The 14990-nt window shown below is 48.6% G+C and carries 14 protein-coding genes; 4 read left to right on the top strand and 10 right to left on the bottom strand.

Annotated elements, in window-relative coordinates; all coding sequences use genetic code 11:
- Positions 1 to 17: 17 nt before the first annotated feature.
- The 8 genes from TBC1_RS06500 to TBC1_RS06535 form a co-directional block, all read right to left on the bottom strand.
- The gene (locus TBC1_RS06500; RefSeq protein ID WP_062039961.1) at positions 18 to 1466 is read right to left on the bottom strand and encodes a monomeric [FeFe] hydrogenase; all 1449 of its coding nucleotides are present in this window, start codon (positions 1464 to 1466) and stop codon (positions 18 to 20) included.
- Positions 1450 to 1710: a thioredoxin domain-containing protein gene (locus TBC1_RS06505; RefSeq protein ID WP_137305487.1), complete on the bottom strand. Its 261-nt coding sequence runs from the start codon at positions 1708 to 1710 to the stop codon at positions 1450 to 1452. The genes TBC1_RS06500 and TBC1_RS06505 overlap by 17 nt, the downstream gene beginning before the upstream one ends.
- Positions 1711 to 1726: 16 nt before the next feature.
- On the bottom strand, positions 1727 to 2914 hold the full coding sequence (locus TBC1_RS06510) for a SpoIIE family protein phosphatase (protein WP_062039965.1): 1188 nt from the start codon (positions 2912 to 2914) through the stop codon (positions 1727 to 1729).
- Between the two features lie 3 nt (positions 2915 to 2917).
- Positions 2918 to 4642 carry a [Fe-Fe] hydrogenase large subunit C-terminal domain-containing protein gene (locus tag TBC1_RS06515; protein ID WP_062039967.1) on the bottom strand — a complete coding sequence of 575 codons (1725 nt, stop codon included), beginning with the start codon at positions 4640 to 4642 and terminating at the stop codon, positions 2918 to 2920.
- Between the two features lie 14 nt (positions 4643 to 4656).
- Positions 4657 to 4914 (bottom strand): NAD(P)H-dependent oxidoreductase subunit E, encoded by a 258-nt coding sequence (locus TBC1_RS06520; protein WP_062039969.1) that lies wholly within the window; start codon positions 4912 to 4914, stop codon positions 4657 to 4659.
- A 24-nt stretch (positions 4915 to 4938) separates the two neighbouring features.
- Positions 4939 to 5697, bottom strand: coding sequence for a redox-sensing transcriptional repressor Rex (locus TBC1_RS06525; RefSeq protein ID WP_062039970.1), 759 nt, complete (start codon positions 5695 to 5697; stop codon positions 4939 to 4941).
- Between the two features lie 12 nt (positions 5698 to 5709).
- The gene (locus TBC1_RS06530; RefSeq protein ID WP_137305489.1) at positions 5710 to 6597 is read right to left on the bottom strand and encodes a hypothetical protein; all 888 of its coding nucleotides are present in this window, start codon (positions 6595 to 6597) and stop codon (positions 5710 to 5712) included.
- A gap of 91 nt (positions 6598 to 6688) precedes the next feature.
- A complete protein-coding gene (locus tag TBC1_RS06535) occupies positions 6689 to 7855 on the bottom strand; it encodes an iron-containing alcohol dehydrogenase (protein ID WP_062039974.1) in 1167 nt (388 codons plus the stop codon).
- A gap of 265 nt (positions 7856 to 8120) precedes the next feature.
- Here TBC1_RS06535 and TBC1_RS06540 point away from each other — a divergent pair, with 265 nt between their 5' ends.
- A complete protein-coding gene (locus TBC1_RS06540; RefSeq protein WP_062039976.1) occupies positions 8121 to 10223 on the top strand; it encodes a C10 family peptidase in 2103 nt (700 codons plus the stop codon).
- Between the two features lie 108 nt (positions 10224 to 10331).
- On the opposite strand, the gene TBC1_RS06545 is transcribed toward TBC1_RS06540, so the two are convergent.
- A complete protein-coding gene (locus tag TBC1_RS06545; RefSeq protein WP_137305491.1) occupies positions 10332 to 10760 on the bottom strand; it encodes a transposase in 429 nt (142 codons plus the stop codon).
- Positions 10761 to 10921: 161 nt separating this feature from the next.
- On the opposite strand from TBC1_RS06545, the gene trxA (TBC1_RS06550) reads away from it, so the two are divergent.
- The 3 genes from trxA (TBC1_RS06550) (at position 10922) to TBC1_RS06560 (ending at position 12739) form a co-directional block, all read left to right on the top strand.
- Positions 10922 to 11443, top strand: coding sequence for a thioredoxin (gene trxA / locus TBC1_RS06550; protein WP_062039980.1), 522 nt, complete (start codon positions 10922 to 10924; stop codon positions 11441 to 11443).
- Positions 11444 to 11476: 33 nt separating this feature from the next.
- Positions 11477 to 11839, top strand: a complete 363-nt coding sequence (trxA, locus tag TBC1_RS06555) for a thioredoxin (protein ID WP_201781639.1) — start codon at positions 11477 to 11479, stop codon at positions 11837 to 11839.
- A 234-nt stretch (positions 11840 to 12073) separates the two neighbouring features.
- Positions 12074 to 12739, top strand: coding sequence for a WbqC family protein (locus tag TBC1_RS06560; protein ID WP_062039984.1), 666 nt, complete (start codon positions 12074 to 12076; stop codon positions 12737 to 12739).
- Positions 12740 to 12833: 94 nt separating this feature from the next.
- Here TBC1_RS06560 and TBC1_RS06565 read toward each other — a convergent pair whose 3' ends face one another.
- Positions 12834 to 14909, bottom strand: coding sequence for an HD family phosphohydrolase (locus tag TBC1_RS06565; RefSeq protein ID WP_062042848.1), 2076 nt, complete (start codon positions 14907 to 14909; stop codon positions 12834 to 12836).
- Positions 14910 to 14990 lie beyond the last annotated feature (81 nt).

Consider the following 14990-nt stretch of genomic DNA (forward strand, 5'->3'; position numbering starts at 1 on the left):
GATTTTGTTAATGAAACCTATTTACTTTCAGCCATTGCATCCACCTGCACACCGGCCCGCGCATTGAAGAGCTTACGGGCTACTTCTGGTGAACTGATGCCTGCAGGCCCTGAGAGGCAACCGCCTTCGCAGGCCATCACCTCAATCATATTGTAATCATGCTTTCCGGCTACCAACTTCCGTAGTCCGGCAATATTCCTTTTATTCAGGCCATTGACAACCAGGGGCTTCAATGGCACACCGTGATAATGAGCCGCTACGGAACGCATCACGCCCGAGCTGGCAGTAAATATCCTTTCAGGGATTACCCCTCCCTGTTCTTCCTGCTCAAAATCCTGAAAATCCACATTCATGGCAATCATCAGCGAACCCAGTTCTTCGAAGGTCATTACAAAATCTACCCCTTCATATTTTCGGGCTTCAGCCTGCTTGGCCACGCAGGGTCCTATAAAAACCACAGTGGCATGGGGGTACTTCTCTCTTACCAGCGTTGCCGTATAGCGCATCGGCGACCATGTCGCCGAAACCGAAGGTTTTAGTTGCGGAAGGTGCTTCTCCGTCATTTCCACCCAGGCGGGGCAGCAGGAAGTGGTCATGAAGGGCCTCCCCGACTCCAGGGTTTCGGCAAGCTCTTCCGCTTCGTGCCGCGCAGTTATCGCCGCGCCTGCAGCAACTTCAAACACATCGGTGAAGCCAAGCTTCAGCACGGCCTGCTCCACAGCCTGGTAGTTGACCCTGAACTGTCCGCAAACAGCAGGCGCGAGCATGGCAACCACCGGTTTATCGGCCCTGGCAATGCGATGCAGCACATGAATCAGCTGCGACCGGTACATAATGGCACCAAAAGGACAGGCAACCATGCATTTACCACAATGAATACACTTTTCATAATCAATTTCTTCAATTCCTTTTTCATTGCGGTAGATAGCCTTTACGGGACAGGATTCTTCACAGGGTATGGGTACATAGATTATGGCATGATACGGACAGGCATCCTGGCAAAGACCGCAACCCACACATTTCGAAGGGTCGATTTTTGCCTGCCCGTTCTCCATTGAAATGGCCTGTTTGGGGCAGGTAACCATGCAATGAGAGGCCAGGCAGCCACGGCAAAGATTTGAAACAGTATAATTGCTTTTTACACACGAAGTGCAGGCTTCATCCACTACCGTCAGCACCCCGCTTCCATGGTCGGTGCCTGCCAGTGATCGCAGGGCATAACTGTAGAGGGATTCCAGCTCATCGGTTTCATCGGCGACATTGAAACCCAGCAACGCCATAATCCTGTAGCGGATAATGGCCCTTGCCTTGTGAATGCAGCATCGGGAGTTGTGGGCGGCGGTATTGCGCGGCGCCATATCGAGGGGTATCCGGTCAATTTCGTCAAGCCTCCCCTGGGTGTAAAGCCTGCAAAGCCGGGTGATGATCTCCCTGCGGATCAGGGTGGCATTATTGGTTTGCGCCATGCGACAGTTCCTCCCTGACTTTAGCAATTACTTTCTGAATATTTGCCTCCTCAATCAGCGCCTGATTGACCATAACAAACGGAGGTTTGCCAAACCCTGCCTTTTGACAGTATCCCGGACAGTTCATCCCCTGCACCCTGACCTTGTTTCTGAACTCTACGGGAAGATGCTCTCCCAGCATTTCGAAAGCCGATCCCCCCATGATAAAACAAAGGGTTCCAAAGCAAATTTTTATTTCAACCATCCCGTCCATATTTGTTTCAGATAAAGTCCAGATGTACCTCTTTCAGATACCTATCTTCAAGCAACCGCTTTATTTTTTTCACCACATTCCTTCTGATTTCCAGCTCAACAGGCAGGCTGGGATCCTGGTGAGCTTCGTTGATGCGGGTGCCGGCCAGCAGGTAAATCTGATCGTTGTTAAGCAGCAGCCTCAGCAGCGCAGAAGCGGCATCCCTGCCTTTCACCGGCAGGGAAACACCCTCCTCCAACCGGGCTGAAACGCGGCCAAGGGTAAGCACGCCCTCCGTCACCAGATCTACGCCTTTCATGCGTGATACGGGAGGAATACCGTCAGACATGGTTTCAAGACTTACTTCTATCCCACGACCGGTTTCACGGGCGACAATCTCTGCCGTAGTACCTCCGCATAGCACCTTTTGTCCTGAAAACGACTCCACAATCTTGGCAAGCCTGTGGTCGTCGGCATTGTGATAGGGAGGCCCCGAGCAAAGCAGCAGTCGGCGCGGTCTCCTGAAATAGATGACCACGCAGGAAGTATCATCATTGGCAGAGTAAATGTCGTTGGCATGTGCCCGCTCCACCATTCTTCCCGAAAGATCAGCTGCCGAAATTCCCGGCTCCTGCTGCAGTAAATGGCATACCCAATCCCCTGTTGCTGCCATATCCCAGCCGAAAGGATACATACTGGTTCCTATCCCCGATTGGCTGATGCCATCGCTCATCAGAATTATCCGGTCTTCGCGCCTGGCCAGAAAAGTGCTGCACGCAAGTTCGCGCTTCCGGGCTACCCTGCGGTTTATCACGAGCTTCGTTTGATTGGTTTTCAAAACTTTGCAATCTCTGATTACCAGCGGAGCCGGGTTATCGAAATTGACAATGCGGGTTTCACCATCTGCATCGCTGTCAACAATGGTAAACGTCGCATAACTGATTTTTCTTTCCCTGTCGACCGGAAGGGTATCCAGTATGGTTCGGGCGGTGCGCTCATGCGGATATCTTTCCATGGTAAAATTGAGCCCCATGGTGGCTGTAAGCGTTGCCAGTACATTTGCCCGCACGCCGCTGCCCAGCCCATCACTCAGTACGGTAATGATGCGGTTCTCTTCCTGAATCTTACGCGACAGAAACACATCCCCGCAAATGGTTTCACCCTTTTTACAGAGTTGCCTCGAAGCAATTTCTATGTAAAATTCGCTGCCGTTCATCGTTCAGACCTTTTCCTGTTCAGTAACAAGGGCATTCAACATGGCTTCGGTGCGGGCTGCATTTTCGCCAAGCAGAAAAGCTACTTTCTGCACAGTGCCCATATTTTCGCGCACCACCTGCCTTATACGACGGACTACCTGCTCCTGCATCACTTCGGGCTGGTGCAGGTCCTGTATAATACCGCAAACAATCCGGTGCCGCTGAATGGTGAAAACGGAAAGGTTCATCAGCCTCCCTTTCTCATCTATATTTTTATCAATCAAATCATTGCCTGATGAAAGCACATTCAGGAATATCTTGTGACTGCTGATCATTTTCCTGAGGTCGGCACCCTTCAGCCCCGGCCTGACTTCCCAGAGGGCTGGCAGGTCGTTACCGGCCAGCTCAGCGAAAACTTTGTTGCTTTCGATCACGTGCAGACTGTCGTCAACCAGCACCACCCCGTAAGGCATGCGTTGCAGCAGCACACTGGCCTTATCGGCCGCTACCTTCCGCATATAGGAAACACACATCTGCCGCTCTGCCATACCACTGAGCATGGCGATGGCAAAATCACGGCAACTATTGTATCCGCAACCTCCGCAATTAAGTTCGTCGGCTTTGGAGGTTTTACCAACTGTGCGCAACGCTTCCTGAATGTCTGATTCACTGCAATCGCGGTTTCGCACCGGCTGACTTACGGTACAGAAAGCCGAGCGGATGCCCGGAAAATCAGCAGATATAACGGCTCCGGAACTTCCGGTTTTATGCATTTTTCGGTAATGTTCTATCTGCAGATTCTTGACAATGGTTCCTTTCTGCGAGGAGAATCCGGGTCCATTGACGCAACCACCGTCACATACCAGCAGTTCAAGAAAAAGTTTGATATTACACTGAAGTGCAGAAACCCCGTCAAGAGCTGCTTTAATATTCTCCATTCCGGAGATATGCATATAACTGACATCCGGCAAACTGACCACATTCCTGAGGGTCGTTGTCATCCCTCCGTCAAGCGGATATAATGCACCGTCGGCTGCACTGAAGGGTACAAACTCTGCCGGCACATTCATCCTGACGAGGCCCGGCAGGATCCCCTCCTCTTCAAACCATGCCCTCAGATCTTTAAATGTCAGCGCGGCATCGATCAGGGAGTTGAAATCGTCGGATTCATTCTTTTTTGCCACACAGGGTCCGATAAAAACTACCCGGATATCATCTCCAAACCATTGACGGAGCATCGCTGCATGAGCCATAAGCGGAGAATGCAGCCCCACAATGCATGAGGTAAGTTCCGGCCTGTACTTGCGAATGTAATCCACAGCCGAGGGACAAGCGGAACTGATAAATATTCCGGATGCTGACTGTTGCAGCAAACAGGATGTTTCAGCGGTGACCCGCTCGGCACCCAGGGCAGTTTCCGAAACGCCTGTAAAACCAAGCATCCCCAACCCGGCTATTAATTCATTTACAGGGTAGGCGGCAAACTCAGCCACAAAAGAAGGCGCCAGGGAAACATATACCGGTTTATCGCGCCTGAGCATACGTTTGACCCGCGACACATCATCGCGCACCTTTTTGGCGCCGGAAGGACAAATCAGGGTGCAACGGCCGCAAAAAATACAGAGATCGCGCACAATTGAAGCCCTGTCGGACTCTATTCTGATTGCCTTTACGGGACATTCCCTGATGCACTTGTAGCAATCCTGACAATTGTTGGTTTCGGTATACACCGGCTGCATCCTGTCCATTTCAGTATCATTTTTCAGGCATGAACCCCGCTGATGGCGCTTTTCAGAATATTGATCACATTGGCCGGATGTACATCCTGATAGACATGGTCGTTGATAATCAGGACGGGACCTTTGCTGCACAAACCGGAACATAGCTGTCCCTTGAAGTTGACTTCAGCTTCGAGTTTCCGCTCATTCAGCCACGCTTTGATCAGTTCAAGACTCACCCTGTTTCCTCTTGAATAGCAGGAGCTTCCCATGCAGATGGTGATTTGTATTTTCGGATTCATATCAGGATGATTTAGGGTAATGACTCAGTGAACCGCCTGGCTTCTCAGCCGATGAATAATGCGCTCATAGGCGGCAGCGATGTCTTGTCCGGGGCGGGTTTGTTCAACAATAATCCCGGGCCCCGGATCAATGTTATCAGCAGTAAAGTTCCAGATGGCTTTCATGCCGGCACCGGCCAGTAGATCGGCTACATGGGAAGCCTCGCCGGCCGGAGTGGCTATGATTCCCAGACTGACATGCATACGTGCCGCCAGCGGGATAATCTTTTCGGGCGACATCACCCTGATGGAACCGATCAGGCTGCCGATTTTCCGGTAGTCCGTATCAAAAGCCGCCACAATCTTCAGGCTGGTTTGCCCCAGATTTTCCTTCAGCAATAATGATGTCCCCAGTTTTCCGGCACCTACAAGAAATGACTCCGTTTCATTGTAATAACCAAGAATCTTCTCCAGCGCTAACATAAGCGAAGATATATGAACAGCCTTCTGGCCTGCCAGCATAAATCCATGGCCAATCAGATCCTCTTCTACCTGATTTTGGTGTATTCCGGTTTCCGATGCTATTGATTCAACAGACAGGTCAGTTCTGCCCCTCAGGCGCATAAGCCTGAGATACGACAAGTAAAGCCCATACCTCCTGAGCCCGGAAATTTCGACGTCTCCAGTAACAGGATAAAAAACGCCGGCTGTTTCACCTGTTCCACTACCTGAAAATGATGCCGTGGACACAAATTCCCTCTTATGCAGGGAAAAATTTCCCGAATCTGAGCTATTGTATTCCATAACCTCTGATCTTTATGCCTGCTTTGAAACAGGCTCACCCAGACTTTTGCCCGAAATATCCCTGACTTTGACGGTATCCCCGGAATCCTTCCCGGAAGCTACACTAATGCTTGAACGGCTGATCGCATGTTGAAAGTCAACCTGACGGGCATCAAATTCCGGCCCATAAAGGGCTACATCCAGCGACTCGCCGCCCACATCCAGCCTGAACCCGCTGAGGCCGGTAGCGGACAATAATTCAACAAAACCGGCAGTCGCCGGAATTCCATGATTCAGGGCAAAGTCTGCCACCTGCTTCATCATCTTCAAGGGACCAAATGTGGTTATCAGGTCGTAACCTTTCACCTGGTCATAGGGAAGTAATCCGAGTAACTGAGTTACTGAACCATGGAATCCGACACTACCGTCGTCGGTGGCCAGAAAAACATTCCGGCATATCTTTTCAAACTGATCCCTGAATAGCAGGGAAGATTTGGAAGGAGCTGTAAGCAAAACATCTGCGCTCCCTCCGATTTTATTCAACCATTCTATCTGCATTAAAGCAGACGCCACACCCAGACCACCGGCAATAAACAGGAATTTAGCTTTTACCAGCTCACTGTCATTGCACTCATTCAGTAAGGAGGGTCTGCCATGAGGTCCGGTCATATTTTCGAGAATAAACACTTCAGGATGGTTTACCAGCAATGTTGTTGCATCATCAACAAGCTGAACCAGCAGGACAATGGTCCCTGTATGATGATTTATCTTCATCACGGGCAGGGAAACATAACGGCTTCCGGCTGTTGGTTTTACGTTTACAAACTGGCCCGGCAGCAGGGCCGAAGCAATGCGCGGTGCAAAAACTTCAATGAGGGAAATATCTTTAGCGGGGCTTATTCTGCTGACGACAGTGAACATAATATTTTGATTTTCAGACAAAAAGCCGGCAGGAGGCAGGGCCTCCTGCCGGCAGTAAACACACAAATGAGAAATTAAAGCTGTATTTTTATCAGAAGCTTACTTTCGTGCCGTAGAAAGCAGCCGTGTAAAGGGTTTTGAATTCTTTAACTCCGGTTTCGCGGGGATTGCATCCGGTGCAGGCATCCAATACCGCATTGGCCGAAATCCGGTCAACATTGCCTAAAAACATTTCTTCTGCAATCCCATACTCACTCAGACTTTGGGGGATGTTCAGCTGATCATTCAGACCGGTGCAGAAATCGCGGAAGGCATCTGTCAGTTCATCATTGGTGGCACCCGGAAGATCAATCGAACGGGCAATTTCGGCGTAACGGTCGGCACAAACCTTTCGGTTGTAGTCAATTACTACCGGCAGGTATATCGCGTTCAGACATCCGTGCGGGATATGAAAAACTGCGCCGGATTTGTGGGCCATGCTGTGCACAATCCCGAGCAGTGCATTCGAAAATGCCATCCCGGCAAGGCACTGTGCAATATGCATCTTATTCCGGGCCTCTTTGTCACCATGATAGGATTTAACAAGATTATCCTTAATCATCCGGATGGCTTTCAGGGCAAGCGGATCGGAGAAATCAGACCGGTTTACGGCAACATAAGCCTCCGTGGCATGGGCCAGTGCATCCATCCCGGTGTGGGCGGTCAGTTCCTTTGGCATGGTATAAGCCAGGGCCGGATCAACAATCGCAACATCCGGAGTAATCTCAAAATCGGCCAGGGGATACTTGATCTGGGTCTTATAATCCGTAATCACTGAAAAAGCCGTTACTTCCGTTGCCGTGCCACTGGTTGAGGGGATAGCAACAAAGCGGGCCTTGTTGCGCAAAACCGGAATATTGAATGGCTTCGCAATTTCTTCAAAAGTAGCCTCCGGATGCTCATAAAAAACCCACATTGCCTTGGCCGCATCAATGGGCGATCCGCCACCGATCGATACAATCCAGTCGGGATTGAACCTCCTCATGGCTTCAGCTCCCCGCATCACCGTTTCCACGGATGGATCCGGTTCCACTCCTTCAAAAACAAGCGTTTCCATTCCGGCTTCCTGAAGATAGGTTTCCACCTTGTTCAGGAATCCGAATTTCTTCATCGATCCGCCGCCAACAACAATAATGGCGCGGGTACCTTTGAGATTTCTGAGTTCTGTGAGTGCGTTTTCTCCGAAGTAGAGATCGCGGGGGAGCGTGAATCGTGCCATGACTTTTTTTATCTTAATTAAACTTAGGTCATTCCACCTATACCAATGGTCGTGCCACAAATTATATCACACTATATTTCAACATCTTACAACTGTTAATTGTTTCACACAACTGTTATTTCATTAACAAGTGTCATCTTTCTGAGCATGCTCATTGTCCTGTTTCATGACAGTGTCCTGATTCATGACATATTCTTTTACAAATTGATCTCTTACGGGAAGGAATTATAATTATTTTTGAATCAGGCAAGAACCCGGCTATACCATGAAAAAGAACCTGCAACTCCTGATTATTTTACTCATTTCATTCAAACTGACCGGAGCACAAAGCGCGGACATATACCGTCAGACAGCCCTGAATTTCTTTAATGAAAGGCTGGCTTTGCACCAGCATAAAGGCAGAAGTGCTGCTGAGATTAAGAATTATATTCAGGTTTCGCCTGAAGGCCGCACAATTGCCTATGCTTATAATTTTTCAGGCGGTGGTTTTGTACTGGTTTCTGCTTCAGAGAATACTTTTCCGGTTCTGGGCTACAGTCTGGAGGGTACATTTACCGGAACACACCTTCCGGATGCCCTGCAGGCATGGATCAGATATTACGGCAGACAAATCTGGGCAGTTGCAGATCAGCCCTATCCGGCTGAAGAAGTTCAGCTTATCAGGAGTCGTTACAATCAGGGTGTGGCAAAAATGGCGGGCGTTAAAGGCCGGGTTGTCGAACCTTTGCTGCGCACCGTGTGGGACCAGGGGAATTATTACAACGGGATGTGTCCGCCGGATCCTGACGGGCCCGGGGGTCGCTGTTATGCCGGCTGTGTTGCCACGGCAGTCGGGCAACTGATGTTTTATCACCGCTGGCCGGAGCAGGGAACCGGAGAATACAGCTATACACATCCCGATTATGGTGTACAATACGCCAATTTCGGCACATCCACATACAACTGGAATGGGATGGAAACATCGCTTAACTCGCCAAATCCGCATATCGCCCTGTTGCTCTACCATCTGGGTATCTCCTTTGATATGGATTATGGACCGGACGGCTCCGGCATGTGGAACCACAGCGCAGCCAATTCGATGAGGACATATTTTAAATACGGGCCACAGACTCAATATATTTTCCGGGATACCACCACCATGAACTGGGACAGCATCCTGGTTGCAAACCTCGACGCGCGTAAGCCCCTCTACTACGCCGGATGGGAGGGCGTCGGGTCACAAAACGGACACGCTTTCGTCTGCGATGGTTACGCACCCGATAATTTCTACCATTTCAACTGGGGATGGAGCGGTTCCTATGATGGCTATTTCCTGCTTTCGGCGCTGACACCGGGAGGCAGCAACTTCAATTTCGCACAGGAAGTCATCAAAGACATTTACCCTGACACTACTCAATACATCTATCCGCCGTTTTGCGCGGGAGCCGACACCCTGAATTATATCTCAGGGACATTTACCGACGGTAGCAATATGATCGCTTATCCGGGCGGATCTGCCTGCCAATGGCTGATAAAACCCGACGAACCTGACTATGATTCCATCAGTGGAATTCATCTCAGTTTCCCCGGCTTCGAACTGGCACAGAATGACCGTTTACTGATTTTCAGCGGAAACGACACCACTACCCCGCCCATCGCCGAACTTACCGGAGATGAAACGCCCGGAACCATCGAAATAAATGCATCGTCAGCAACCGTTGTTTTCGATGCACCCGAAGGCAATGCCGGCGGATTCCTTGCTTCCTACAAAAGTGTATTGCCGGTATATTGTTCGGGAACAACCAATTTCAATCAGTCCTCGGGAATGTTTGATGACGGAAGCGGGGATAAAAACTATGTAAATAACAGCCTGTGCAAATGGCGGATCGTCCCGCAGAATCCCGTGCCGCTCACCCTTACATTCGATGCATTTGATACGGAAGAGGGCAAGGACATCCTGAAAATTTATGATCTTGGCAATCAAAGCCTTATAGCTTCATTATCGGGCGACACCCTCCCGGAACCAATCACATTGAACAGCGGAAAATTCTATCTTGTTTTTAACACCGACGGATCAGGGACAGCTTCCGGCTGGACAATCAGGTGGAATCCGGAAGGGAGTGTGGGGATTTTCAGCGAAATCAGGAAGGAATTTACGATCCATCCAAACCCTACCGGTGATTACCTGATCCTTAGGTGCAATAACAGTCCGCTTAACTTATCCGCCAGTGTTTTCAACACTTCGGGCAGGTTGCTGATGCACCGGCCGCTGACTCCGGACGGTTCAGGGGAGGCTACAATGGATATTTCGCAACTTGTTCCCGGGTTCTATCTGTTGAAAGTGGATACAGGCAAAGAAAGCCGGTGGCTGAAGTTCATCAGGAAATAAACCATTGGTAAAAACCGGGAAAATTCAGATATTGAAACAAAACGCTGATACCAGGAAGACTGATATTAAGAGACAGCAAGACCGGTTCCGGATCAACTCCGAATCCGGTTAACCTTTTCCTGAAAATTCAAACAAATGAAGCCCCGAGCCCTCTGCCAAACACTCCATGATCCGCTTTTTGAATTTCCAGCAGGTCATCTGCCGGGTTTCGAGCCTGCGCGATAACTCATAACTCGAAATACCGGGAGAACCGCACACCATCCAGGCAATTTCAAAGGCATCTGTAATGGGGATGCGGCAACGGTGAAAGATGGTGTGGGCCGTGGCCGATTCATCATGCTTACATCTGGTACACCGCCTCGAAAAGGGCGATTTCCCTTCGCAATAATTGGTGTGGCCGCAACTCCTGCACACATAACCATCACGCCACTTCTCGTCAGCGATCACCTTCAGACACTGCTCAGCCGTTGAAAACCGCTGATTAAATTCCGCAAGGTCAAGACTTTTGAATAAATGTGACAAATTTGTCGCAGCCAAAATGTAAATTATTGATAATTAAACAGAACCAAATCACAACTTGACTTGTTTATGATTTCAGCGCTGCAAAAATAAAAAATTTTAGTGATACTTATGCGATTTAAAATAAAAAGATTTATCTTTGCAGCGGAAATTAATCCACTCCTAATCCGACAACAAAAATGAACAAACGAATTTTAACAATAGCAGTGGTTGCAAGTCTGGCCATGTTCGGATGCAACCAGTCAACAGGCAACGGACAGACTACTTCCGGGGAACCGGTTAAATCAGCAACTGCTTCAGCCAATTCAGAGGAAGGAAAAGTTGTTCAGATGAATAAGGCTATGTTTCTTGAAAGGGTGTTTAACTACGAGAAAAACCCTGACACCTGGGTTTACGAAGGCAACAAACCCGCCATCATAGATTTTTATGCCGACTGGTGCGGGCCCTGCAAGAAAATAGCCCCTATCATGGCTCAGCTTGCCGAAGAGTATAAAGACCAGATCGTAATCTACAAGGTTGACACCGACAAAGAGCGCGAACTGGCCCAGGTATTTCAGATTCGCAGCATTCCCAGCATTCTGTTCATCCCGGCCGAAGGACAGCCACAAATGACCATGGGGGCACTGCCCAAGGCTGAATTTGAAAAAATGATCAAGGAAGTCCTTTTGGCTCCCAAGGCACAGCCTGCATCACAAAAATAATTATCATAATCACGAATCAATTTCATCTCAATAATGGAACATTTAACTTTTGAAACCTTTAAAGAAAAGGTTTTTAACTTCGATCAAAACCAGGATTGGAAATTCGAAGGAAAATTACCCTGTATCATTGACTTTTACGCCGACTGGTGCGGCCCCTGTAAAATGGTAGCCCCCATCCTTGATGAACTGTCAAAAGAATACGAAGGCAAAATCAACATATACAAGGTAGATACCGAGGCCGAGCAGGAGCTTTCCCAGATATTCGGAATCAGGAGTATACCAAGTATGTTATTCTGTCCTGCCGACGGCCAGCCCCAGATGGCGCAGGGAGCGTTGCCCAAGCATGCGCTGAAACAAGCCATCGAAGATGTGCTGCTGAAAAGCACGGTGAGCTAAGAAACTGTTGTTGATTAGCGTTATCCTGAACAGGCCCGGTTTTCCGGGCCTGTTTTTTATTCCGGATTAAGGATATTACAGTGCTCTAACGATTAAGTTTTTGTAATCAGCTATGATCGGCCCGGTTAAAAAACTTAACCGGGACTTCCCTATAAAATCAATAGTTCAGAACTGCCGGGCTTCTTATTGAATAATTCGGGTTTATTTTAACTTTGCCGCAACGATCCGATTGCTATGATAGTAATTCCTCCCGTGCTTCTGCCGGTTGCCTGCCTGCCCGATGCAGAATATTTCTGCTGGCTGACCCATGCCCCCGCTGTAACAATCGAGATACATGAGACTTTTCCAAAACAGACCTGCCGCAACCGGTACAGAATTGCTACCTCAAACGGCCCCCAGATCTTATCGGTTCCCGTAAACAAACCCCTGGGAAATCACTCTCCCACAGCAGCGGTTGAAATCGACAGAAAAAGCAACTGGAACATTATTCATTGGAGGGCACTGGAATCGGCTTACAACAAATCCCCCTTTTTTCTTTATTACCGCGATCAGTTTGAAGCGCTTTTCATGCAACCTCCGGTTCTGCTCACCGATTTTAATTTTCGCCTTCTGGAAACCTGCATCCGCCTGATCAGTACCCCCCGCACATTTAACCTGACGGAAAGATATATCCATGAACCGGAAAACCTGTATGACATGCGCGGGAGAATTATGTCCAAGCGCCCCGGGCCTCACCAGTGGAGTATTACAGAATTTGAGCCGTATATTCAGGTTTTCTCGGAGAAATATGCCTTTATTCCGAACCTCAGCATACTTGACCTGATTTTTAACCTGGGGCCCGAAACTGCAGATTACCTTAAGAAGCACCGGCCCGGAATAGGACATCTGCCCGGATCTTAATTAATCAATTTCTGACCCGGCATAGCTTAAGACAAGCATTTTCAAATATCCGAAAATTCCGGCCTGTCCGAAACCAGGCTGGACTCATAACAATCTACGAAGCAGGATATTCAATTCTTATATGGTAGATGCTCATTAATTTTTTCCTGAGTATTTTTTTGATCCGGGTTATGTCCTTAAGGGTGAGTTCTGAATTTACAAACTGTTTCATTTCAATCTGTTTGTCGATGATTGAGTCGACCAGTCTGGCAATGGATTCAGCATCGGGCTTTACCATACTTCTGGAAGCAGCCTCAACCGAATCGGCCATCATCAGGATGGAGGTTTCTTTAGAGAATGGCACCGGTCCCGGATAGCGGAAATCGGCTTCCCTGGTTTCTTTCTCAGGGAAGTCAATCCGCTGGCGGTTATAGAAATATTCAGCCATCCGGGTGCCATGGTGTGTACGGATAAAATCGACCAGAATTTCAGGAAGTTTATACTTTTTGGCTTTATCAATCCCTTTGGTTACATGGCTGACAATAATCCTGGCACTTTCCTCATAACTGAGTTCATCATGAGGATTAATTCCTGAAGTTTGGTTTTCAATGAAATAGGCAGGCATATCCATTTTGCCGATATCATGATAGAGCGCTCCGGCCCTTACCAGCAGGGTATTACCTCCTATCTCATACGCGGCGGCTTCCGCAATGTTGGCCACCTGCATCGAATGCTGAAAAGTGCCCGGAGCATGCAGTGAAAGCTGACGAAGCAAAGGGCTGTTGGTATCGGAGAGTTCCATAAGCGTAACATCGGTAACATGTCCGAACAGCTTTTCGAAAATAAAAATCATCGGATAGGCAAACAGGGTAAGCATGGCACTACCACCATAGAGCAGGAAATTGGTTGCCTGAAGGTTTCTCAGGCTGCCATCCTGAATCAGCAGCATACCGGTATATACCACAGCGTAAGTGATAAAAACAGCCAGGGCGGTTATAAAAAACTGCGACCTGCGTCTGAGCTCAGCCACGCTAATGATGGCAATCAGTCCGGCAATCAGTTGCTGAAATATAAACTCAAAACCGTTGGGGACCATAAAACCGGCAAGGATCAGGGTAACCACATGAATAAAAAAAGCCAGGCGCGTATCAAAAAACACCCTGATGATCACAGGAACCAGGCAAAACGGAAGTAAATGTAGCAGCTGATATTCCGTTTTGATGGTTCGGGCAGCCGAAGCAACCATCACCAGAATCAGCACCAATATCATCAGCAGGTTTTTATTATCCCTGAATACATCTTTGCGGAAAGAAATCATAAACAGGATAAAGGCGATGATGGTCAGGCTGATCAGCAGGGACTGCCCGAGCAGGATGTTGTTGTACTCGAACGATTCATCGAGCCGGCCTTCATAATCCATCCGGAGGGATTCCAGTATCTGGAATTTTTCAGCATTAACCAGTTCCCCCCTCGAAATGATTTTTTCTCCGGCCTGTATCATTCCCCTGGTGGTGGTAACCTCACCCGTCAGCGCTTCCCGGGCGCGTTCAGTATTGGCTGCATCAAAAACGATATTCTGACTGAGGGCATTCATCAGCGCCCCCTTAACCAGTTCTGATTCAGCCAGTCCGGCCCTGTCCAGGGCTATGTCGATATACTGCCCCGCCGATTTAATGGTGAATACTGACGAAAGCCTGACCCTTGAAGCAATATTTCCATCGATGATAAAGATCTCGTAATCGCCGGGTTTGTTCTCAATTTCATTGGAAAGGGCAACGATACCATGGGTAAAAAGCGTATCTATGATCCTCAGTGCCGCTTCAAGATGCTTTGCCTGCTCTCCGTCTCCCCCTGTATTCCGCCCGAACCTTGATTCCCATAACTTATTGAAATCATTAATCAGCCCGTTTATCTGCCTGTCAGCGATGTTGCTCCTGCGCTGAAAATAAGGGCGGGCATCGCTCAGCGCTGCACTTATCTCCGACTGCAGTTCCTCTTCGGGCTTGAGAATACCGAAATCAACGGGGGCAATCAGATCATCATGCTGCCATGGTTTCCCTCGCTGGTATTCATACCTGAACTTGCCTTCACGTGGAAAAATCATGATCAGCGCCGCTATGACCACCGCAAACAACAGGATTTTTCCTATGATGTCATGGTGATCACTCAGCCAATGAATATATCTGTTCATACCGACTGCCCGTTGATATTCTTTTTCTTTATTGCCCGAAAATACAAAGAAATCTTTCAGGTAATCTGACAAAAGCCCATA

It is taken from the genome of Lentimicrobium saccharophilum (assembly GCF_001192835.1).
Taxonomy (GTDB): Bacteria; Bacteroidota; Bacteroidia; order Bacteroidales; family Lentimicrobiaceae; genus Lentimicrobium; species Lentimicrobium saccharophilum.